This window comes from Pseudomonas sp. H3_E04 (assembly GCF_054668915.1).
This window is the reverse complement of the sequence record NZ_CP162797.1, coordinates 3,400,001-3,420,939: the sequence shown is the minus strand read 5'-3', so window position 1 is coordinate 3,420,939 and position 20,939 is coordinate 3,400,001. Positions and strand designations below refer to the sequence as shown.

Here is a 20,939-nt window from a genome sequence, read left to right as displayed (position 1 = left end):
TGTCGTCATTGCAGTTGCGCTTCGGGCAAGGTCAGTGTGCGCGGGATCTTGGCAGCATCCCACTGTGCGCAGCCCCAAGCGAGCAGTTCGCCCGGCGAAGCGTGTGCCAGTTCGGTGCCGGGATTCTGCCCCAATGCGCGCAAGGCTCGCAGCAGCAATGGTGTGGCTTGATCGGCTTCGAGTGGCGGCGAACGGTAGGACTTGCCGAGCTTGTTGCCGTCCGGCTGGGTGATCAGCGGCAGGTGCAGATAGCGCGGCTGTTTCAGGCCGAGCAGTTCTTGCAGGTACAGCTGGCGCGGTGTCGAATCGAGCAGATCGGCGCCGCGCACAATATCGCTAATGCCTTGCCAGGCATCGTCGAGCACCACCGCAAGTTGATAGGCATAGAGGCCATCGCGACGACGGATGACGAAGTCGCCGACGTCGCGGCCCAGGTGCTGGCGGTATTCGCCCTGCACGCGATCGATGAAGTGGTATTCCAGCTCCGGCACGCGCAGGCGGATCGCGGCGTCGTGCTGATCATGCCCGGCATTGCGGCAAAACCCCGGATAAATGCCGTGATACGGCTCCAGTTGTTTGCGCGAGCAGGTGCAGGCGTAGGCAAGGCCATGGTTGAACAGACTGTTGAGCACTTCGGCGTAGGCAGCGTGCCGATCGCTCTGGCGGACCATTTCGCCGTCCCATTCGAAGCCGTAGCTTTCCAGCGCCTTGAGAATCGCCGCTTGCGCACCTGGCTCTTCGCGCGGCGGGTCGAGATCTTCCATGCGCACCAGCCAGCGCCCGCCAACCGAGCGGGCATCGAGATAGGACGCCAGCGCAGCGACCAGCGAACCGAAGTGCAGGTGGCCACTGGGCGTAGGGGCGAAGCGGCCGATGTAGGCGGGGGATTTGGCAGTCATGGAGGCGATAAAGCTATTCAGAATTAAGCAGGTTACCCCTGTGGGAGCGGGCCTGCTCGCGAAAGCGTCGGTTCAGACAACCTGGATGTTGAATGACACACCGCGTTCGGGAGCAAGCCCATTCCCACAAAAGCAGGAACCGCACAAACAAAAACGGAGCGTTCGCACGCTCCGTTTTCCGTTCAGGTGGAAGTTACTTGCCGACCTGCTTTTCCTTGATTTCCGCCAGGGTCTTGCAGTCGATGCACAGATCCGCTGTCGGGCGGGCTTCGAGGCGCTTGACGCCGATCTCGATGCCGCAGGACTCGCACCAGCCGTACTCTTCGTCTTCGATCAGTTGCAGGGTCTTGTCGATTTTCTTGATCAGCTTGCGCTCGCGGTCGCGGGCGCGCAGTTCGAGGGCGAACTCTTCTTCCTGGCTGGCACGGTCGGCCGGGTCAGGGAAGTTGGCCGCTTCGTCTTTCATGTGATCAACCGTACGGTCGACTTCCTGCATCAAGTCCAGTTTCCACTTGTTCAGGATCTTGGTGAAGTGCGCGCGCATCGGAGCGCCCATGTACTCTTCACCCGCCTTCGAAACGTAAGGTTCGAAGCCGCTGATCGTCGCTTGCTGCTGTTGCTTTGCCTGGGTGGACATGAAATAGACCGCCTCTACTCTTGTAATCCATTGCGCAGGATTGCTCCATCACCGACACCTGCCGGCCCTGCGGCTGCAAGCGGGCGAACTTACCAGATCAAATCAGCCTGCGCTACTCCCGGATGTCGAGCCCCCGGCGGGTGGCGCTTGCAGATGTCTGACAAGCCGTGTCTGTGGGAATGAAGACCTGTTCAATCACTGATTTTAGTCAATCCTGGAGCGTACGTTCAGATCGTTACAGTCCAGCGTTCTTGAGGCTGTGACCTTCACGGGTTCTCGCTCGTTCCGGCAGACAGGTAGAATCGTCTCTTTTTTCCGTCGAAGGCATTCCAATGGGCCCCTACAGTGCGCGCAGTCGTGCGATCGAACCGTTCCATGTGATGGCGCTGCTGGCGCGGGCCAATGAATTGCAGGCCGAAGGCCACGACGTGATCCACCTGGAAATCGGCGAACCGGACTTCACCACCGCCGAACCGATCATCCGCGCCGGGCAAGCCGCGTTGACCGCAGGCAAGACCCGCTACACCGCCGCCCGTGGGATTCCCGAACTGCGCGAGGAGATCGCCGGGTTTTACCAGTCGCGCTACGGCCTGCATATCGATCCACGGCGGATTCTGATCACGCCGGGCGGCTCCGGTGCGCTGTTGCTGGCCAGTGCTTTGCTGGTCGACCCGGGTAAACACTGGCTGCTGGCGGACCCGGGTTACCCGTGCAACCGACACTTTTTGCGTCTGGTCGAAGGCGCTGCGCAACTGGTGCCGGTCGGGCCGGAAGTGCGTTATCAACTGACTCCGGATCTGATCGAGCGGCATTGGGACCACGACAGTGTCGGCGCCCTTGTCGCTTCGCCGGCAAACCCGACCGGCACTTTGCTGACCCGCGATGAGCTGGCCGGGTTATCCACAGCGATCAAGGCCAGGCACGGGCACCTGGTGGTGGATGAGATCTACCACGGCCTGACCTACGGCACTGATGCCGCCAGTGTGCTGGAAGTCGATGACAACGCTTTTGTCCTCAACAGTTTCTCCAAGTATTTCGGCATGACCGGTTGGCGCCTGGGCTGGCTGGTGGCGCCAGAGGCGGCGGTCAGCGAACTGGAAAAACTCGCGCAGAACCTCTACATCAGCGCGCCGAGCATGGCGCAATACGCTGCGCTGGCCTGTTTCGAGCCAGCCACCATTGCGATTCTCGAAGAGCGCCGCGCCGAATTTGCGCGCCGTCGCGACTTCCTCCTGCCAGCGCTGCGTGAACTGGGTTTCAACATTGCCGTTGAGCCTGAAGGTGCGTTTTATCTGTACGCCGATATCAGCCGTTTCGGCGGTGATGCCTTCGCGTTCTGCCGGCATTTCCTCGAAACCGAGCACGTTGCCTTCACCCCGGGACTGGATTTCGGTCGTTATCAGGCCGGCCATCACGTGCGTTTCGCTTACACACAAAACCTCGCACGTTTGCAGGAAGCGGTGGAGCGCATCGCGCGCGGCTTGAAGAGCTGGCAAGGCTGATGCGCTTTTATCCTGCTCTGGAAGAGGCGCGGCTGATTCGTCGTTACAAGCGTTTTCTTGCCGATATCGAAACCGTTAGCGGCGAGTTGCTGACTATTCACTGTCCAAACACCGGGTCGATGCTCAATTGTCAGGTCGAGGGCGGGCAGGTCTGGTTCAGTCGCTCCAATGACCCGAAACGCAAATTGCCCGGCACTTGGGAAATTGGCGAAACCCCGCAGGGCCGGCTGTTTTGCGTCAACACCGGGCGCGCCAACGGCTTGGTTGAGGAAGCCTTGCAGGCGGGCGTGATCACCGAGTTGGACGGCTTTACCGCGTTGAAGCGTGAGGTTGCGTACGGACAGGAAAAAAGCCGCATCGACTTCCGCCTCGAATACCCCAGCGGCCCAGCGTATGTCGAAGTGAAAAGCGTCACCCTCGGCTTCGACGGCACGGCGGTGGCGGCGTTTCCGGATGCGGTCACCCAACGCGGCGCCAAGCACCTGCGTGAACTTGCGCATCTGGCGCGCGACGGTATCCGGGCAGTGCAGTTGTACTGTGTGAACCTCACCGGCATCGATGCGGTGCGCCCAGCCGAGGAGATCGATTGGGCGTACGCCGAGGCGCTGCGTGAAGCGGTTGCTTGCGGTGTGGAGGTGTTGGCGTATGGCGTGCGCCTTGACCCTGAAGAGATGATCATCGACCGCCGGCTCGATGTCTTGCTCAACGGTTAAACGTCGACCCATACGCCTTGTGTATCTTCCTGGCATTCAATCGCCGTCAGCGACTGCCCGGCGCAAGGTCCGGCAACGCATTCGCCGTCCTCGATCAGAAACAGTGCGCCATGGGTGGCGCACTGGATCAGGCTGTTGCTCGGGTCGAGAAACTGGTCGGGCTGCCATTCCAGCCCGACGCCCCGATGCGGGCAGCGATTGAGATAGACATAAGCCTGCCCGCCGCGACGCACGGCGAACAGTTTCTTGCCTTCGATTTCGAAACCGCGACTGCCGGCTTCGGCCAGATCGCTGCCGGCGCAGAGAAACTTCATGGCTATCCTCTAGTGTCCGCTCGTGTCTGGATATGTCCGAGCTTGACGTTCAAATGCAAACAATTATCAAATGGCGACCCTCTCCCACTGGGAGTCTGGCCGTTGTCGAGAATACTTGGCTCGCTGCGCCGATGCCCGGGAAACCTTGTTCAAGGAAGCTGTGTATGCGCCTGAAAACCCGCGTTGCCGTGCTTTGCACCGGCCTTTTGCTCTGCCATCAGGCGGCCGCAGCTGATTTACCGCAACGCTGGGTCAGCGCCGGCGGTGCGCTGTCGGAATGGGTCAGCGCGTTGGGTGGCGAGTCGAAACTGGTGGGGGTCGACACCACCAGTCAGCATCCGCAGACATTGAAAGCGCTGCCGAGCATTGGCTATCAGCGCAGCCTGTCGGCGGAAGGCATCTTGAGCCTGCGTCCGGACATTCTGATCGGCACCGAAGAAATGGGCCCGCCGCCGGTTCTGGCGCAAGTCAAAGCGGCGAAGGTCAAGGTCGAGTTGTTTTCAGCCCAGCCTGATCTGCCGACGCTGGAAAAGAATGTCACTCATCTGGGCCAGTTGCTCGGCGCACAAAGCCAGGCGGCGCAGCTGCTGCAGAGTTATCAACAGCAACTCCAGGCGCAGAAAACGCGCGTTGCCCACGTGCAGACCACGCACAAAGCCCCCGGCGTGTTGCTGCTGCTCGGGCATGCGGGCGGCAAGCCGCTGATCGCCGGCAAGGACACGGCCGCCGATTGGCTGCTGCAACAGGCCGGCGGGTACAACCTTGCGACGCATACTGGATACAAACCGTTTTCTGTCGAATCCCTCGCCAGCCTCGATCCCGAAGTGCTGGTGTTCGCCGACCGTGCGCTGACCGGCGAAGCGGCAAAAGCCGCGTTGTTCAAGGAAAACCCCATCCTCAATTCCAGCCGTGCGGCCAAGAGCGGGCGGGTCATGGAGCTGGATCCGACGCTGCTGGTTGGCGGCCTCGGGCCGCGTCTGCCAGCTGCTTTGCAAACCCTGACTGACGGTTTCTACCCGGCCAAGGATGGCCAATGACCACAATGGTCAAACCCCGTGGCTTGTTTATCGGCCTGACATTGCTGTGTCTGTTGGCGATCTGGCTGTCGCTGGCGCTGGGGCCGGTGAGTCTGCCATTGTTCGACACCTTGCGGGCGGCGCTGCGTCTGATCGGCGTGCCGTTGGCGCCTGAAGGGTTGGAGCAGGCTGAGCTGATTCTCGGTCAGATCCGCCTGCCGCGAACTTTGCTCGGCTTGGCGGTCGGCGGCGTGCTGGCGCTGTCCGGAGTGGCGATGCAGGGCCTGTTTCGTAATCCGCTGGCCGATCCGGGGCTGGTCGGGGTGTCCAGTGGCGCGGCACTCGGCGCGGCGATTGCGATTGTCGGCGGATCGTTCTTTGGCGGCCTGCCGGAGTGGTTCGGCCCCTATCTGTTGTCGGTGTGTGCGTTTCTTGGCGGGCTCGGGGTGACGGCGCTGGTCTATCGGCTGGGCCGGCGCAACGGTCAGACGCATGTGGCGACCATGTTGCTGGCAGGTATCGCTTTGACGGCGCTGGCCAGTTCGGCAGTCGGTCTGTTCACTTATCTGGCCGATGACGCAACGCTGCGCACCCTGACATTCTGGAACCTCGGCAGCCTCAACGGCGCCAGTTACGCGCGGCTGTGGCCCTTGCTGATCATCACCATCGGCGTGGCGTTGTGGCTGCCGCGCAGAGCCAAGGCATTGAATGCCTTGTTGCTCGGTGAATCCGAGGCCGGTCATCTGGGCATCGATGTCGAACGGCTAAAACGCGAACTGGTGTTCTGCACCGCGCTGGGGGTTGGCGCGGCGGTGGCGGCGGCGGGCATGATCGGTTTTGTCGGGCTGGTGGTGCCGCATCTGGTGCGCCTGCTGGCCGGCCCCGATCATAAATTGCTGTTGCCAGCGTCGGTCCTGGCGGGTGCGAGCCTGTTATTGCTCGCTGATCTGGTGGCGCGCCTGGCGCTGGCGCCGGCGGAGTTGCCGATCGGCATTGTCACCGCGTTTATCGGTGCGCCGTTTTTTCTTTATCTGCTGTTGCGAGGGCGTGCCTGATGTTGTCTGCGCACAATCTGCATGTCCGCCGTGGCCACAAGGCTGTGCTCAGCGGGGTCACGCTGCAACTCGAGCCCGGTGAAGTGCTTGGCGTGCTGGGACCGAACGGCGCCGGGAAAAGCACATTGCTCGGCGCCTTGTGTGGCGAATTGCTCGCCAGTGACGGCAACGTTACGCTCGATGGTCAGGCGTTGAGTCAGTGGAGCGGAACGCAGCGGGCGCAACGAATGGCGGTGTTGCCGCAGGTGTCGACACTGGATTTTGCCTTCGCCGTGGAAGAGGTCGTCGGCATGGGCCGCTTGCCGTACCAGACCGGGCGCGTGCGCGATGATGAAATCGTCGCGGCAGCGCTGGCCGCCGCCGATGCCGGGCACCTGAGCGGGCGCAGCTATCTGGCATTGTCCGGTGGGGAGCGTCAGCGTGTGCATCTGGCGCGGGTGCTGGCGCAACTCTGGCCGGGTCAGGCCGGGCAAACCTTATTGCTCGACGAACCGACATCGATGCTTGACCCGCTGCATCAGCACACCACCTTGCAGGCGGTGCGTGAGTTCGCCGATCGCGGCGCGGCGGTGCTGGTGATCCTGCATGATCTGAATCTGGCGGCGCGCTATTGTGATCGCGTGCTGTTGCTGGAGCAGGGGCGCCCGGTTGCGCTGGATACTCCGCAACAGGTGCTGCGCCCGGAAACCCTCAAAGCCGTTTTCGGTCTTGAAGTATTGGTGCAACCGCACCCGGAGCGTGGGCATCCGCTGATCATCGCCCGCTGATCAATCATCGAGGTGTCGCATGCGTGGATTGTGGTTGTGGGCGCTGGTGTTGCTGGCAGGCTGTCAGCACGTGGTGGCTCCGCCGCTGAGCGGTGAAATCCGCGATCTGCGCAGCGGCGAGGTACTTGGCGTACAGCAACTGCTGGCGCGTCTCGCTGAGCCTGAGCGTTTGATCATCGGTGAGCAGCACGACAACGCCGATCACCATGCTGCGCAATTGTGGCTGTTGCAGGCGCTCGGCGAACAACGGGCGCAAGGCAGTCTGCTGCTGGAAATGCTCACGCCGAATCAACAAGCGAAAGTCGATGCGGCGCGCCAGGCGAAATCCGGTCCGGCTGATCTGCCTTTGGCATTGGCCTGGCAGGAGGGCTGGGACTGGAATCTTTACGGGCCGATCGTGCGCTTCGCCCTGACGCAGCCCTATCCGCTGCTGGCGGCCAATCTGGATGACAGCGAAATCCGCGCGTTCTACCGAAATCCACCGGCTCTCGTTGGTCCGCGCAGTAATGCGCAGGCGGTGAGAACCACGTTGCTCGGACAAGTCAGTGAATCTCACTGTGGCTTGTTGCCCGAATCACAGATGCCGGCGATGTTGGCGATTCAGCAGCAGCGTGATCGGCGTATGGCCGAACGCATGCTGGCGGCGCCGCCGCCTACGATCCTGCTGGCCGGTGCCTGGCATGCGCGCAAGGATGTTGGCGTGCCGCTGCATCTGCTGGATCTCGGCGCTGGGAAGGCGCCGACCGTTTTGATGCTGGCCGAGCAGGGGGATGCGGTCACGCCGGCGATGGCCGATTACGTCTGGTACACGCCTGCCACACCGAAGCCGGATTACTGCGAACAGATGCGCCAGCAATTCGCCAAATGACTTTTCCACAGGCAAAAAAAGACCCGGTAAAAACCGGGTCAAATAACCGTGATTAGCCTGATGAGGAGATAATCTGAGAGTCCGAACCAAGGGCTTTTCAGAATATCGACTGATCTCGCGATCAGTTGTGATAATCATAGCGATTCTCATTACCGCGTCAACCGCTGATTTTGCAAATCTGTAATTTAGTTTTGCAAGCGGTCGTGAAGCCCTGTGAATAAAGGGCTTTGCGCTAGGTCTGATGCATCGTCAATTGCGTGATCTGTCGATTCAACTGACCGATGCGTCGAGCCATGCCTTCAATCAGGCTGTGCGCGATCTTCGGGTTGCTGCGGGTCATGCTCAAAAATTGATCACCGGGAATCAACATTATCGTGCTCGGCTCGGACGTCATCACCGTGGCGTTGCGTGGCTCGCCGGTGAACAACGCCATGGCACCGAAAATCTCGTCCTTGGGCACGTCGCCAACCTTGTGCCCGTCAACAAATGCCTCGGCGTGCCCGTCGATGATCACGAAGACATGATCCGCTGCATCGCCCTGTTGAATCAGCACGGCGCCAGCCCCGACCCGTTTGAAGCCGTTGGTGCTGCGAAACTCGCGCGGTTTCAGCTCGGCCACGGCGTGGGCGAGCAGCGCCATTTGCCCGAGCAGATAGCTCAGGAGCTGCTCCGCTCGATCAGGGTCGGCATACAAATGCTGCAAAACCTCAGCGCGCCCATAGGGCAGCAGGCGCACAGCGCTGTCGCTGCACACGCGGCAGTCGCTCCAGTGCTCGGCGCGCTGCAGACCGAGCAGGTCACCCTCCTGCCAATAGAACAGCGCTCGGCCTGCAATACAGCCATGCACCACGCCCTCGCTCAGCACAAACAGCTGATCATCCGGCAACTGCGCAAACAAATCATCCGTGGCTTCCAGTTCGATAACAGGCGCGCATGGCGATAAATCCTGTAGCCATTGCCCGGGAAGATTCTGCAAGCGATTGATCAATGCGTCGGCGTAGGCCGATTGTTCCCCCAGTAAATACATGGTCCGCGCCTGTTCAGTTCTTGTGGCGCGCGGAAATGGCTTCGAGCTGCTTGTTCAGGGCGTCCTTGCGCTCGGCGGGGATGTCGTTCCAGTGCACGTCCATCAACGCGCCCTCGATCGCATACAACAACACCTTCGATGCTCGAAACCCCCGAGTACGCACGGCCCGGTAGGCATCCACTGCACCGAGGCGACGCAAGTCCGAGGCGCTGTGGATGCCCACGGCATGCAGCCACTGCGCCGACGTCTTGCCAAGATTTTTCAAGTGTTGCAGTTCATCATTCATCAAGCCTCCTTGCGACGGCCGAATGGTGCGTGGGCGAGCTTCTCAGGAGTGTAGCCATCAGTAGGAAAAGCGTGGTTGTTTGGTCGGATTCGACGCAAAAGCTTCTAAGAAAGGGTAGTGAAAGGCCTGCGAACGCAGGAAGACGGGCGCAAATGCAGAAACAAATGTGGGAGCGGGCTTGCTCGCGAAGACGTCGGGTCAGTCACCAGAAGTGTCGACTGTCCCTACGTCTTCGCGAGCAAGCCCGCTCCCACAGGGAAAAGGCGTGGTGTCAGGAAGATTTCCAGATATCAGCGTGTGCGATAGCGCAACCGCGTGCCGAAATTCATCGACATCAGGATCTCGTCGGCACTCAGCTCCGGCGGAAAGTACGCCCCGGAGATTTGCGCATGGGCCAGGCTGGCGCCTTCGAGCGAGGCGTTGCGGAAGTCGATGCCGCGCAGATCGGCGGAGCGGAAGTACGCATCGCGGAAATCTACGCCGTCGGCGTTCAGTTCGCGCAGGTCGAGGCCACGGAAATCGCCGCCGACCATGTCGATCGGGCCATCCTGTGGGCGTTCCTTGTTGAAGCCTGCAACGTCATCTTTGTGCAGCAGGGCGTAAAGCGGAGTGTCGAGCAGTTTTGGCTGGCTCATGTCAGATCACCTGTTGGTTTTATGACGCCAGTATAGTGCCACTATTTGACGGCCGTGAAGCGAGCGAGGGCTTCACGGCCGAAATAGTTTTTTACAGACCCGGCAGGCGCTGACGGATCTGCGCGACCACGGTGTCCAGCGTGCCGGATTCATTGGTCTGCACGCGTTTGCTGCGCAGGATTTCTTCCGGCGTCAACGCTTCGCGGTTGGCCTGCTGCGCTTCGATTACTGCCAGGGTGGCGTCGGACGGATCCTTCTGATCGGCCTGACGCATCGCCAGCCAGCTCTCGATCACTGCCTGCGGGGCGTTGCAGTCGAGGATCAGGAACGGCGTGCCAGTGGCTTCGGCAATCTTCGCCGCGTTGTCGCGCTGCTCGCGCTTGAGGTAAGTCGCGTCGATCACCACCGGGAAACCGGCATGCAGGATCACCTCGGCGATTTCATGCAGGCGTGCGTAAGTCGCGGAACTGGCGTCGGCGCTGTAAATGCCGGCCTGCACATCGTTGGCAACGGTCTGCTCGCCGAACAGGCGCTTGCGCTCGACATCCGAACGCAGGCGAATCGCGCCCAGCGCTTCGACCAGACGCATGGCCACATGGCTCTTGCCGACAGCGGAAACGCCGTGGGTAATGGCCATGAAGCGCGAAGGAATGGTGCTGTAGCTTTCCGCCAGATTGGCGTAGTTGCGGTACTGACGCAGGGTGGTAGCGCGCTGCACGGCAGTGGCGTCCGCCGGCATGCTGAACAGCGCCACCTTGGCCCGTACCAGCGCGCGGTAGGCTTTATAGAAGTTCAACACTTCCAGGCCCTGATAGTCGCCGGTCAGTTCCAGGTATTGGCTGATGAGGCGACGCGCCAGCGATTTCAGGCCACGGTCTTCCAGGTCCATGGCGAGGAAACCGGTGTCGGCCCAGACGTCAGTGAAGCGGAATGGCTCGTTGAACTCGATGCAGTCGAAGATCACCACGTTGCCGTCGATGACCGTAGCGTTGCCCAGGTGAATGTCGCCGTGGCATTCACGGGTGAAACCTTGCGCCTTGCGCTGGGCGAACAGGGGCTTGAGGCGTTCGAAGCTGCTTTCGGCCCAGGCTTTCAGGGCGTCGAGTTGCAGCAAATCGTTCTTGTCGCTGAGGAACGGCAGGATCTGCTCGAAATTTTGTGCGACCGGTGCCATCACGCTGTCCGGGGTGCCGGCGTCGTGTTCGGCCGGGACCTTCGGTGCATTGAGGTGGAAGTGCGCGATCTGCTCGGCCAGTGCATCGATGTGCTGAGTGGTCAGCTCGCCATTGGCTTGCAGGGTGCTGAGCAGCCCGCCCTGCGGGAACTGGCGCATTTTCAGCACGTATTCGATAGCCGGGCCGTCGCCGCCGAGTTGCGGTGCTTCGACGCTGCCGGTGACCGGCAACACGTCCAGATACAAATCAGCGGTCAGACGCTGGTTCAGGCGCAGCTCTTCAGCGCAGAAATGTGCACGTGCGTCGAGACTGGTGAAGTCGAGGAAGCCGAAATTCACCGGCTTCTTCACTTTATAAGCAAAGGGCCCGGTGAGAATCACCCACGAGATGTGAGTTTCGATAACCTGAAACCCTTCGACGGGATGCGGGTAGAGGGCCGGGTTTTGCAGGGCAGCGATCAGGGACTGGCTCACGGGCGATCCTTCAGAGACGGGGGAATTCGAGGCGGCCATTATGGCTGCTTGCCCGCCTGACGCAAACCTCCGCGCGCGCCTGTTGAGGATCGATAAAGTGCGTATAATCCGCCGCCATGACTCGATCCCGATCCCCCCGTACCAAGAAAAAACCACCAGCCAAGGGCCTCAGCCCATGGTTGAGCTGGGCCATTAAACTCAGCCTGGTCGGCCTTGTAGTGCTGGCCGGCTTCGCCGTTTACCTCGATGCCGTGGTGCAGGAGAAGTTCTCCGGCAAGCGCTGGACCATCCCGGCCAAGGTGTACGCGCGCCCGCTTGAGCTGTTCGTCGGACAGAAGCTCAGCAAGGACGATTTCCTCACCGAACTCGATGCCCTCGGCTATCGCCGCGAGGCCGTAAGCAACGGCCCTGGCGCCGCCGCCGTCAGCGGCAATACGGTTGACCTGAACACCCGTGGCTTCCAGTTCTATGAAGGGCTGGAGAAACCGCAGCCAGTGCGCGTGCGCTTCTCCGGCGATTACGTCGCCGAGCTGTCCGCGACCAACGGCTCGAAGCTGTCGGTGGTGCGCCTCGAGCCGCTGATGATCGGCGGCATTTACCCGAAAAATCTCGAAGACCGCATCCTGATCAAACTCGATCAGGTGCCGCCGTACCTGCTCGAAACCCTGATTGCCGTGGAAGACCGCGATTTCTACAGCCACTGGGGCGTGTCGCCGAAATCGATCGCCCGCGCAGTATGGATCAACACCTCCGGCGGCAAGATGACCCAGGGCGGCAGTACGCTGACCCAGCAGTTGGTGAAGAACTTCTACCTGACCAGCGAACGCAGCCTGACCCGCAAGCTCACCGAAGCGATGATGGCGTTGCTGCTCGAACTGCATTACGACAAAAAGGAAATTCTTGAGGCCTACCTCAACGAAGTCTTCGTCGGTCAGGACGGTCAGCGTGCGGTGCACGGTTTCGGTCTGGCCAGCCAGTTCTTCTTCGGCCAGCCGTTGTCCGAGCTGAAACTGCATCAGGTGGCGTTGCTGGTCGGCATGGTCAAGGGGCCGTCCTACTACAACCCGCGTCGCAACCCGGAACGCGCGCTGGAGCGGCGCAATCTGGTCCTCGACGTGCTGGCGCAGCAAGGCGTGGCAACCCCCGAACAGGTCGAAGCGGCGAAGAAAATGCCGCTCGGCGTGACGACTCGCGGCAAGCTCGCCGACAGCTCGTTCCCGGGCTTTATCGATCTGGTCAAACGTCAGTTGCGCGAAGACTACCGTGACGAAGACTTGACCGAAGAAGGTCTGCGCATCTTCACCAGTTTCGATCCGATCCTGCAGATGAAAGCCGAAGCCTCGGTCAACGACACGTTCAAACGTCTGGCCGGGCGCAAGGGTTCCGATGATGTGGAAGCGGCGATGGTCGTGACCAACCCGGAAACCGGCGAAGTCCAGGCGATGATCGGCAGCCGTCAGGCCAGTTACGCCGGTTTCAACCGTGCACTGGATGCGGTACGCCCGATCGGCTCGCTGATCAAGCCGGCGGTCTACCTGACCGCGCTGGAGAAACCGAGCCAGTACACGCTGACCAGTTGGCTGTCGGACGATCCGTTGTCGGTCAAAGGCGCCAACGGTCAGGTGTGGAAGCCGCAGAACTATGATCGCCGCTCCCACGGCACGGTGTTCCTCTATCAGGGCCTGGCGCATTCCTACAACCTGTCGACCTCGCGTCTGGGCCTGGAAGTTGGCGTGCCGAATGTGCTCAAGACTCTCGGTCGCCTGGGCGTTACCCGTGAATTCCCGGCGTTCCCGTCGATGTTGCTCGGTGCCGGCGGCATGACGCCGATTGAAGTGGCGACCATGTACCAGACGCTGGCCAACGGTGGTTTCAATACACCGATGCGCGGTATTCGCAGCGTGCTGACCGCCGAGGGCGAGCCGCTCAAGCGTTATCCGTTCCAGATCGAGCAGCGTTTCGATCCGGCCTCGATTTACTTGATCCAGAACGCCATGCAGCGGGTGATGCGTGAAGGTACCGGCAGTTCGGTTTATAACGTGCTGCCCAAGACCCTGACGCTGGCGGGCAAGACCGGTACCAGTAACGATTCGCGCGACAGCTGGTTCGCCGGCTTCAGTCAGGATCTGCTGGCAGTGGTCTGGCTCGGTCGCGACGACAACGGCAAGACGCCGTTCACCGGGGCAACCGGTGCGTTGCAGGTCTGGACCAGTTTCATGCGCAAGGCCGATCCGCTACCGCTGGACATGCCGCAGCCGGACAACGTCGTGCAGGCCTGGGTCGATTCGCGCACCGGTCAGGGTTCGGATGCCAACTGCCCCGGCGCGGTGCAGATGCCGTATATTCGCGGCAGCGAACCGCCACCCGGCGCCGCGTGTGCAAGCGAAACACCTGCCTCGCCGGAGTCGGTGATGGACTGGGTCAAGGGCTGGATGAATTAAGCAAAGAGGGTTTCAAGTGAACAAGTGGTTGATTCCAGCGGTGACCGCCGTGGCTTTGCTCAGCGGCTGCTCCACCGTACAGCGTGGTTCGATTCCCGTGGTGGATTCGGGTACCGCCGTGTCCAACAGCGAGCGCATCGGCGCCAATGGCGGTTTCCGCCAGACCACGGTCAAGCGCCCAGCGCAGGGCCAGACTCAGGCGATTCCGCAAGGCGATACCGGCGTGGTGGTGATGGTGCCGGGCGGCGGTGCTGCGGTGTCGACACCGATCAGTTCTTCACCGATCGTCCCGGGTCCGGCATCCGGCGGCATTACTTCGGGGCCGTACAACCCATCGGCCGTTGAATCGGCGCCGATCAATTCCGGCACCTACAACATGCCGTCGACGCCCAGTGGCATTCCTTCGGCCAGCAGTGGCGGCGGTCTGTCGGCGGATGAGCAACTGGACGGTCCGGTACTCGCCTTGCTGACTACCGCGCAACAACAGCAGGCCGGCGGCGACCTCAACGGTGCGTCCTCCAGTCTGGAGCGGGCGCAACGTGTCGCCCCGCGCGAGCCACAAGTGCTTTACCGTTTGGCGCAAGTGCGCATGGCCCAGGGCGATGCGCCGCAAGCCGAGCAGTTCGCCCGTCGCGCGCTGACCATGGCCAACGGTCGCCCGGATCTGCAAGCCAGCCTGTGGGAAATCATCGCTCAGTCTCGTGAGAAACAAGGCGATTCCGCCGGCGCCGCACTGGCCCGTCAGAAGGCCAAGGTTTCCCTGTGATGGATGTGCGCTTCCCGAAAATCGCCGATCAGCTGTTGCTGATCGAACGCGAGCTGCGCACCCAGGGTTGGTGGGATGAGGCTCAGCCGTCCGCCGAAGCCCTGAGCAGTGTCGAGCCGTTTTCCGTCGACACGCTGGACTTCGAGCAATGGCTGCAATGGATCTTCCTGCCGCGCATGAAGATGATCCTCGAACAGGATCTGCCGCTGCCGAACGCCTCGGGCATTCAGGAAATGGCGGAAATGGTCTTCGCCCAGCGCAACCTTGGCGGCAAGGATCGGCAGTTGCAGGTGCTGCTCAAAGAGTTTGACCTGCTGATCACTGCATCCCGCTGAACGCGGTTGTGTAGGAGCTTTGTAGGAGCTGCCGAAGGCTGCGATCTTTTGATCTTGCTCTTCCAACAAGTCAAAAGATCGAGCCTTCGGCAGCTCCTACACATCCTTCCAAACGATTACGAACAATTCTCCTTAATCTGCTTCTTCGCTTCGACGATGCGTTCCTGACGCTGTGTATCGTCGAGCCTGCGCACATCCCCCTCAACCTCCTCACGCAAACGTGGATTGTTCTGCAGTTGCGCCAGGTTTGTGCGTGCCTGCTCGCAAAATGCCTTGAGCTGCGCCTGCTGGTCGGCGACCTGTTTCTTCACCTTGGCATCAATGGCTTTCTGATCGCCAAGGACGCCACCGCCCGGCATCGGCGCAGCTTTCGGCGCGGGTGAGGAGGGCGTCTGTACGGTCGTCGACGGTTGGCCCTGCGGCGGTTGTGCATCGAAATGCGTGACACCTTGGGCATCGACCCATTTGTAGATTTGAGCGGCCGAGCACCATGGGCTGAGGCCGATCAGTAGAGTGAGGAGGAGCGTTCGCATGCTGATTCCTTGGCAAAAATGCGCAATTGACGCTAACAGAGTAGCGCTTTTCAGGTTTTTTCTTGCGTTCTCATGTGCTTACCCACAATTAACTCCACAGACGACTTGACTTGCAGAGGGCGAAACAGAAGAATCCAAAGTCCGCTGTAGAGGGACTGCCAGAAGCAGACCCACTCGGTAGATCATGAGGCGCACATCCGCGCCGACCTGTTACACCCGCAACGCGTTACCTCGCGCTGGGTGGGAAAGGCCCGCAACACTTGGGACGATCCCAATACTTGCTCAGTCAGTGCTGACGTAGTCGGCGACCACCGTCGCTCATGCTCTGCCGAGAAGTAAACCTATTAAGACCCGCCCCTTTTTTGTGGACGGTATTCTGGCGTTTTAGAGGTGAACAACGTGGAGCTTTTATCTGGCGGTGAGATGCTCGTCCGCTTTTTGCGTGACGAAGGCGTCAAATATATCTACGGGTACCCGGGTGGTGCTCTCCTGCATGTTTACGATGCCCTGTTCAAAGAACCGGAAGTGACCCACATCCTAGTTCGTCACGAACAAGCGGCGACCCATATGGCTGACGGCTACGCCCGTGCCACCGGTAAAGCCGGCGTGGTATTGGTGACTTCCGGTCCAGGCGCCACAAACGCCATCACCGGTATCGCCACCGCCTATATGGACTCGATTCCGATGGTGATCATTTCCGGCCAGGTGCCAAGCACCATGGTCGGCACCGACGCGTTCCAGGAAACCGACATGATCGGTATCTCCCGGCCGATCGTGAAGCACAGCTTCATGATCAAGCACGCCTCGGAAATCCCGGAAGTCATGAAGAAGGCCTTCTACCTGGCGCAATCCGGTCGTCCGGGCCCGGTCGTGGTCGACATCCCGAAAGACATGACCAACCCGGCCGAAAAGTTCGAATACGTTTTTCCGAAAAAAGCCAAGCTGCGCTCCTACAGCCCGGCCGTTCGCGGTCACTCCGGGCAGATCCGCAAAGCAGCCGAAATGTTGTTGGCGGCCAAGCGCCCGGTGCTGTACTCCGGCGGCGGTGTAATCCTCGGCAACGGTTCCGCGCAACTGACCGAACTGGCGAAAATGCTCAACCTGCCGGTGACCAACACCTTGATGGGGCTGGGCGCTTTCCCTGGCACTGACCGTCAGTTCATCGGCATGCTCGGCATGCACGGCAGCTACACCGCCAACCTGGCGATGCACCATGCCGACGTGATCCTTGCAGTGGGCGCACGCTTCGACGATCGGGTGATCAACGGCCCGGCAAAGTTCTGCCCGAACGCCAAGATCATCCATATCGACATCGACCCGGCGTCGATCTCCAAGACCATCAAGGCCGACGTGCCAATCGTTGGCCCGGTCGAAAGTGTCCTGACCGAAATGGTCGCGATCCTCAAGGAAATCGGCGAGACCCCGAACAAAGAGTCCGTAGCCAGCTGGTGGAAGCAGGTCGATGAATGGCGTGGCGATCGCGGCCTGTTCCCTTATGAAAAGGGTGACGGCAGCAAGATCAAGCCGCAGACCGTGATCGAAACCCTCTGCGAAGTGACCAAGGGCGACGCCTTTGTGACCTCCGACGTCGGTCAGCACCAGATGTTCGCTGCGCAGTACTACACGTTCAACAAGCCTAACCGCTGGATCAACTCCGGTGGTCTGGGCACGATGGGCTTCGGTCTGCCAGCAGCGATGGGCATCAAACTGAGCTTCCCGGACGACGACGTTGCCTGCGTCACCGGCGAAGGCAGTATCCAGATGAACATCCAGGAGCTGTCGACCTGCCTGCAATACGGCTTGCCGGTAAAGATCGTCATCCTCAACAACGGTGTGCTGGGCATGGTTCGCCAGTGGCAGGACATGAGCTACGGCAGCCGTCACTCGCACTCCTACATGGAATCGCTGCCCGACTTCATCAAGCTGGCTGAAGCCTACGGCCACGTTGGCGTACGCATCACCGAATCGAAAGATTTGAAGTCGAAGATGGCTGAAGCGTTCGCCATGAAGGATCGCCTGGTGATCATCGATGTTGCGGTCGACACCAGCGAGCACGTCTACCCGATGCAGATCAAAGACGGCTCCATGCGCGATATGTGGCTGAGCAAGACGGAGCGTACTTAATCATGCGGCACATTATTTCCCTGCTTCTGGAAAACGAACCCGGCGCTCTGTCTCGCGTAGTCGGCCTGTTCTCGCAGCGCAACTACAACATCGAAAGCCTGACCGTGGCCCCGACCGAAGACCCGACCCTGTCGCGTCTGACGCTGACCACCGTGGGTCACGATGAAGTGATCGAGCAGATCACCAAAAACCTGAACAAGCTGATCGAAGTGGTCAAGCTGGTGGACCTGTCGGAAAGCGCTCACATCGAGCGCGAGCTGATGCTGGTCAAGGTCAAGGCCACTGGCGCCCAGCGCGCCGAGATCAAACGCACCACCGATATCTACCGTGGACAGATCGTCGACGTCAGCGCCAGCGTGTATACCGTTCAGTTGACCGGTACCAGCGACAAGCTCGACAGCTTCATTCAGTCCATCGGCACCGCATCGATTCTGGAGACCGTCCGCAGCGGCGTGACCGGTATTGCTCGCGGCGACAAAGTACTCAGCATCTAAACCAAATTAGCGCATGGCCTGAATGGCCGGATATAAGGGGAAATTCATGAAAGTTTTCTACGATAAAGACTGCGACCTGTCGATCATCCAGGGCAAGAAAGTTGCCATCATCGGTTACGGCTCCCAGGGCCACGCTCAAGCGTGCAACCTGAAAGATTCCGGTGTCGACGTAACTGTCGGTCTGCGTAAAGGTTCGGCCACCGTTGCCAAAGCCGAAGCTCACGGCCTGAAAGTGACCGACGTCGCTTCCGCTGTTGCTGCTGCCGACCTGGTCATGATCCTGACCCCGGACGAGTTCCAGTCCTCACTGTACAAGAACGAAATCGAGCCGAACATCAAGAAAGGCGCTACCCTGGCCTTCTCCCACGGCTTCGCGATTCACTACAACCAGGTTGTTCCGCGTGCTGACCTCGACGTGATCATGATCGCGCCGAAAGCCCCGGGCCACACCGTACGTTCCGAGTTCGTCAAAGGCGGCGGTATCCCTGACCTGATCGCGATCTACCAGGACGCTTCGGGCAATGCCAAAAACGTAGCGCTGTCCTACGCCGCTGGCGTTGGTGGCGGTCGTACCGGCATCATCGAAACCACCTTCAAGGACGAAACCGAAACCGACCTGTTCGGCGAACAAGCCGTTCTGTGCGGCGGTACCGTTGAACTGGTAAAAGCCGGTTTCGAAACCCTGGTTGAAGCTGGCTACGCGCCGGAAATGGCCTACTTCGAGTGCCTGCACGAACTGAAACTGATCGTTGACCTCATGTACGAAGGCGGTATCGCCAACATGAACTACTCGATCTCCAACAACGCTGAGTACGGCGAGTACGTGACTGGTCCGGAAGTGATCAACGCCGAATCCCGTCAGGCTATGCGCAATGCCCTGAAACGTATTCAGGACGGCGAATACGCCAAAATGTTCATCAGCGAAGGCGCAACCGGCTACCCTTCGATGACCGCCAAGCGTCGTAACAACGCCGCTCACGGTATCGAAATCATCGGCGAGCAACTGCGCTCAATGATGCCGTGGATCGGTGCCAACAAGATCGTCGACAAAGCCAAAAACTAAGTCGTCGTCCCTTGTACGAAAAACGCGGCCTCGGCCGCGTTTTTTCGTTTGGGCCGGTGCTTCTGGTATAAAGCTGCATCGTTTGTGGCCGAACTGTCGTCCTCAAGCTTCTGTCGAATTTTTTCCAAACCGTTGCAAGGTAATGTCCATGAGCGAACGTCCCGAAGAGCCGAACAAGGCTTCCGACGCCGAAAGCCTGCTGCCCATCGATGAGCACATCGAAGAAGGGCACGACGCTGAAGGTCGTAAAGTCCGGCATCGTGGTATCTATCTGCTGCCGAACCTGTTCACCACTGCCAACCTGTTCGCAGGCTTCTATTCCATCATCAACTCGATGAGCGCGCAGGCCGCGTTGAGCGCCGGCGACTCGGTGAATGCGAGCAAGTACTTCGCCTTCGCTGCGATCGCGATTTTCGTCGCGATGGTGCTTGACGGCCTCGATGGTCGCGTGGCGCGCATGACCAATACGCAAAGTGCCTTCGGCGCCGAGTACGACTCGCTGTCGGACATGGTCGCCTTCGGTGTCGCGCCAGCATTGCTGGCGTTCGGCTGGGCGCTGGGCGATATGGGCAAGGTCGGCTGGATGGTCGCCTTCATTTATGTAGCGGGTGCAGCGTTGCGTCTGGCGCGTTTCAACACCCAGGTCGGCACGGCGGACAAACGCTACTTCATTGGTCTGGCCAGCCCGGCGGCGGCAGGGGTGGTGGCCGGTATTGTCTGGGCGTTCAGCGATTACGGCATCCAGGGTTCGAAGATGTCGTTCCTGGTGGCCTTGATGGTGGCGGCGGCCGGCATGCTGATGGTCAGCAACATCAAGTACAACAGCTTCAAGGAGCTGGATCTCAAAGGGCGCGTGCCGTTCGTGGCGATCCTGGCGGTGGTGTTGGTATTCGCTGTCGTGTTCAGCGATCCGCCGCGCATTCTGCTGCTGGTGTTCCTCGCCTATGCAGCATCCGGCCCGGTGCAATATCTGTTGCGGCTTCGTCGTCACAAAAACGCCGAGTGATGTAATTTCCCGCATACTCCGCAGTCTATGGGTGCACCTGTCCTCCAAAGCTGCGGAGTTGTCATGTTGATCAAGATCCCCAAAGCATCCGACTGCCATGAGTCGGATGTCACGCCTGAAGCCATTTATCTCTCCCGTCGCCAATTGCTCGGCGCCACTGCTGCCGGTATCGCCGTGAGCAGCCTGCCACGCTGGGCCAGTGCAGCTGATGCCCCGCGCTACTCTGACGTCGAATCCGGCAAGGCTCCGGCCTGGTTTGCCGAAAAGCTTCCTTCTACTCAATGGGGTGCGGTCAACGTCAAAGACGAGGCGATCACGCCTTATAAAGACGCCACGCATTACAACAACTTTTATGAGTTCGGTACCGGCAAGGGCGATCCGGCTTCGAATGCTGGCGACCTGAAAACCGAACCCTGGAGCGTGGTGATAGACGGGGAGGTGGGTAAGCCGGGGCGTTACGCGCTGGAAGACTTCATGAAGCCGTATCAGCTGGAGGAGCGCATCTATCGTCTGCGCTGCGTCGAGGCATGGTCGATGGTCATTCCCTGGATCGGCTTTCCCATCTCGGCCTTGCTCAAGCAGGTCGAGCCGACTTCCAAGGCCAAGTACATCCGCTTCGAAACGCTGCAGGATCCCAAGAGCATGCCCGGCCAGCGTTCCGGTTTTGCCCTGATCGACTGGCCGTATGTCGAAGGCTTGCGTCTGGACGAGGCGATGAATCCTTTGGCGATCCTCGCGGTGGGCATGTATGGCCGCGAACTGCCGAACCAGAACGGCGCGCCGTTGCGTCTGGTGGTGCCATGGAAGTAC

Annotated in this window: 22 protein-coding genes (1 of these 22 cut by a window edge); 14 read left to right on the top strand and 8 right to left on the bottom strand. The window is 60.4% G+C overall.

The window, feature by feature from the left end:
* Positions 1-5: 5 nt before the first annotated feature.
* Positions 6-899: a tRNA glutamyl-Q(34) synthetase GluQRS gene (gluQRS, locus tag AB4N53_RS15395; protein WP_460121496.1), complete on the bottom strand. Its 894-nt coding sequence runs from the start codon at positions 897-899 to the stop codon at positions 6-8.
* 193 nt (positions 900-1,092) lie between these two features.
* Positions 1,093-1,536 carry an RNA polymerase-binding protein DksA gene (gene dksA, locus AB4N53_RS15390; RefSeq protein ID WP_042610464.1) on the bottom strand — a complete coding sequence of 148 codons (444 nt, stop codon included), beginning with the start codon at positions 1,534-1,536 and terminating at the stop codon, positions 1,093-1,095.
* Positions 1,537-1,868: 332 nt separating this feature from the next.
* On the opposite strand from dksA, the gene AB4N53_RS15385 reads away from it, so the two are divergent.
* Both AB4N53_RS15385 and sfsA read left to right on the top strand, forming a co-directional pair.
* On the top strand, positions 1,869-3,038 hold the full coding sequence (locus AB4N53_RS15385) for a pyridoxal phosphate-dependent aminotransferase (protein WP_217865213.1): 1,170 nt from the start codon (positions 1,869-1,871) through the stop codon (positions 3,036-3,038).
* Positions 3,038-3,751, top strand: coding sequence for a DNA/RNA nuclease SfsA (gene sfsA, locus AB4N53_RS15380; RefSeq protein ID WP_460121493.1), 714 nt, complete (start codon positions 3,038-3,040; stop codon positions 3,749-3,751). Before AB4N53_RS15385 ends, sfsA begins: the two co-directional genes overlap by 1 nt.
* On the opposite strand, the gene AB4N53_RS15375 is transcribed toward sfsA, so the two are convergent.
* The gene (locus tag AB4N53_RS15375) at positions 3,748-4,065 is read right to left on the bottom strand and encodes a Rieske (2Fe-2S) protein (RefSeq protein ID WP_460121491.1); all 318 of its coding nucleotides are present in this window, start codon (positions 4,063-4,065) and stop codon (positions 3,748-3,750) included. The two genes, sfsA and AB4N53_RS15375, sit on opposite strands and share 4 nt — an antisense overlap.
* Positions 4,066-4,229: 164 nt before the next feature.
* On the opposite strand from AB4N53_RS15375, the gene AB4N53_RS15370 reads away from it, so the two are divergent.
* Genes AB4N53_RS15370 through AB4N53_RS15355 form a run of 4 tightly spaced genes read left to right on the top strand, consistent with a single transcriptional unit; the run spans position 4,230 to position 7,771 of the window.
* A complete protein-coding gene (locus tag AB4N53_RS15370; protein WP_460121489.1) occupies positions 4,230-5,102 on the top strand; it encodes a heme/hemin ABC transporter substrate-binding protein in 873 nt (290 codons plus the stop codon).
* Between the two features lie 50 nt (positions 5,103-5,152).
* Positions 5,153-6,136 carry a FecCD family ABC transporter permease gene (locus tag AB4N53_RS15365; protein WP_460125166.1) on the top strand — a complete coding sequence of 328 codons (984 nt, stop codon included), beginning with the start codon at positions 5,153-5,155 and terminating at the stop codon, positions 6,134-6,136.
* Positions 6,136-6,903 carry a heme ABC transporter ATP-binding protein gene (locus tag AB4N53_RS15360; RefSeq protein WP_460121487.1) on the top strand — a complete coding sequence of 256 codons (768 nt, stop codon included), beginning with the start codon at positions 6,136-6,138 and terminating at the stop codon, positions 6,901-6,903. Before AB4N53_RS15365 ends, AB4N53_RS15360 begins: the two co-directional genes overlap by 1 nt.
* Before the next feature lie 19 nt (positions 6,904-6,922).
* Positions 6,923-7,771, top strand: a complete 849-nt coding sequence (locus tag AB4N53_RS15355; protein ID WP_460121485.1) for a ChaN family lipoprotein — start codon at positions 6,923-6,925, stop codon at positions 7,769-7,771.
* A gap of 232 nt (positions 7,772-8,003) precedes the next feature.
* Here AB4N53_RS15355 and AB4N53_RS15350 read toward each other — a convergent pair whose 3' ends face one another.
* From AB4N53_RS15350 to AB4N53_RS15335, 4 genes are all read right to left on the bottom strand, one after another.
* A complete protein-coding gene (locus AB4N53_RS15350; RefSeq protein ID WP_460121483.1) occupies positions 8,004-8,798 on the bottom strand; it encodes a Crp/Fnr family transcriptional regulator in 795 nt (264 codons plus the stop codon).
* 13 nt (positions 8,799-8,811) lie between these two features.
* Positions 8,812-9,084: a TfoX/Sxy family protein gene (locus AB4N53_RS15345; protein WP_016773175.1), complete on the bottom strand. Its 273-nt coding sequence runs from the start codon at positions 9,082-9,084 to the stop codon at positions 8,812-8,814.
* 290 nt (positions 9,085-9,374) lie between these two features.
* Positions 9,375-9,719 carry a pentapeptide repeat-containing protein gene (locus AB4N53_RS15340; protein ID WP_460121481.1) on the bottom strand — a complete coding sequence of 115 codons (345 nt, stop codon included), beginning with the start codon at positions 9,717-9,719 and terminating at the stop codon, positions 9,375-9,377.
* Between the two features lie 91 nt (positions 9,720-9,810).
* On the bottom strand, positions 9,811-11,367 hold the full coding sequence (locus AB4N53_RS15335) for a bifunctional aminoglycoside phosphotransferase/ATP-binding protein (protein ID WP_460121479.1): 1,557 nt from the start codon (positions 11,365-11,367) through the stop codon (positions 9,811-9,813).
* A gap of 116 nt (positions 11,368-11,483) precedes the next feature.
* Here AB4N53_RS15335 and mrcB point away from each other — a divergent pair, with 116 nt between their 5' ends.
* The 3 genes from mrcB to AB4N53_RS15320 are packed head-to-tail and all read left to right on the top strand — an operon-like array spanning position 11,484 to position 14,909.
* A complete protein-coding gene (mrcB, locus tag AB4N53_RS15330; RefSeq protein ID WP_434766739.1) occupies positions 11,484-13,808 on the top strand; it encodes a penicillin-binding protein 1B in 2,325 nt (774 codons plus the stop codon).
* A 16-nt stretch (positions 13,809-13,824) separates the two neighbouring features.
* Positions 13,825-14,574 (top strand): tetratricopeptide repeat protein, encoded by a 750-nt coding sequence (locus tag AB4N53_RS15325; RefSeq protein ID WP_460121477.1) that lies wholly within the window; start codon positions 13,825-13,827, stop codon positions 14,572-14,574.
* On the top strand, positions 14,574-14,909 hold the full coding sequence (locus AB4N53_RS15320; RefSeq protein WP_460121475.1) for a YqcC family protein: 336 nt from the start codon (positions 14,574-14,576) through the stop codon (positions 14,907-14,909). Before AB4N53_RS15325 ends, AB4N53_RS15320 begins: the two co-directional genes overlap by 1 nt.
* Before the next feature lie 116 nt (positions 14,910-15,025).
* On the opposite strand, the gene AB4N53_RS15315 is transcribed toward AB4N53_RS15320, so the two are convergent.
* Positions 15,026-15,442 carry a DUF4124 domain-containing protein gene (locus AB4N53_RS15315; protein ID WP_460121473.1) on the bottom strand — a complete coding sequence of 139 codons (417 nt, stop codon included), beginning with the start codon at positions 15,440-15,442 and terminating at the stop codon, positions 15,026-15,028.
* Positions 15,443-15,841: 399 nt separating this feature from the next.
* On the opposite strand from AB4N53_RS15315, the gene AB4N53_RS15310 reads away from it, so the two are divergent.
* From AB4N53_RS15310 to msrP, 5 genes are all read left to right on the top strand, one after another.
* The gene (locus AB4N53_RS15310; RefSeq protein WP_039761986.1) at positions 15,842-17,566 is read left to right on the top strand and encodes an acetolactate synthase 3 large subunit; all 1,725 of its coding nucleotides are present in this window, start codon (positions 15,842-15,844) and stop codon (positions 17,564-17,566) included.
* A 2-nt stretch (positions 17,567-17,568) separates the two neighbouring features.
* Complete coding sequence (ilvN, locus tag AB4N53_RS15305; RefSeq protein WP_003176102.1) at positions 17,569-18,060, top strand: acetolactate synthase small subunit; 492 nt, start codon at positions 17,569-17,571, stop codon at positions 18,058-18,060.
* Positions 18,061-18,106: 46 nt separating this feature from the next.
* On the top strand, positions 18,107-19,123 hold the full coding sequence (gene ilvC / locus AB4N53_RS15300) for a ketol-acid reductoisomerase (RefSeq protein WP_003228216.1): 1,017 nt from the start codon (positions 18,107-18,109) through the stop codon (positions 19,121-19,123).
* Between the two features lie 148 nt (positions 19,124-19,271).
* Positions 19,272-20,129 carry a CDP-diacylglycerol--serine O-phosphatidyltransferase gene (pssA, locus tag AB4N53_RS15295; protein WP_016773182.1) on the top strand — a complete coding sequence of 286 codons (858 nt, stop codon included), beginning with the start codon at positions 19,272-19,274 and terminating at the stop codon, positions 20,127-20,129.
* 63 nt (positions 20,130-20,192) lie between these two features.
* Positions 20,193-20,939, top strand: partial view of a protein-methionine-sulfoxide reductase catalytic subunit MsrP gene (gene msrP, locus AB4N53_RS15290; protein ID WP_460121471.1) — the 5' portion only. The gene runs 267 nt beyond the window's last position; 747 of the gene's 1,014 nt are visible here — the first part of the coding sequence; the start codon lies at positions 20,193-20,195; the stop codon falls past the right edge of the window.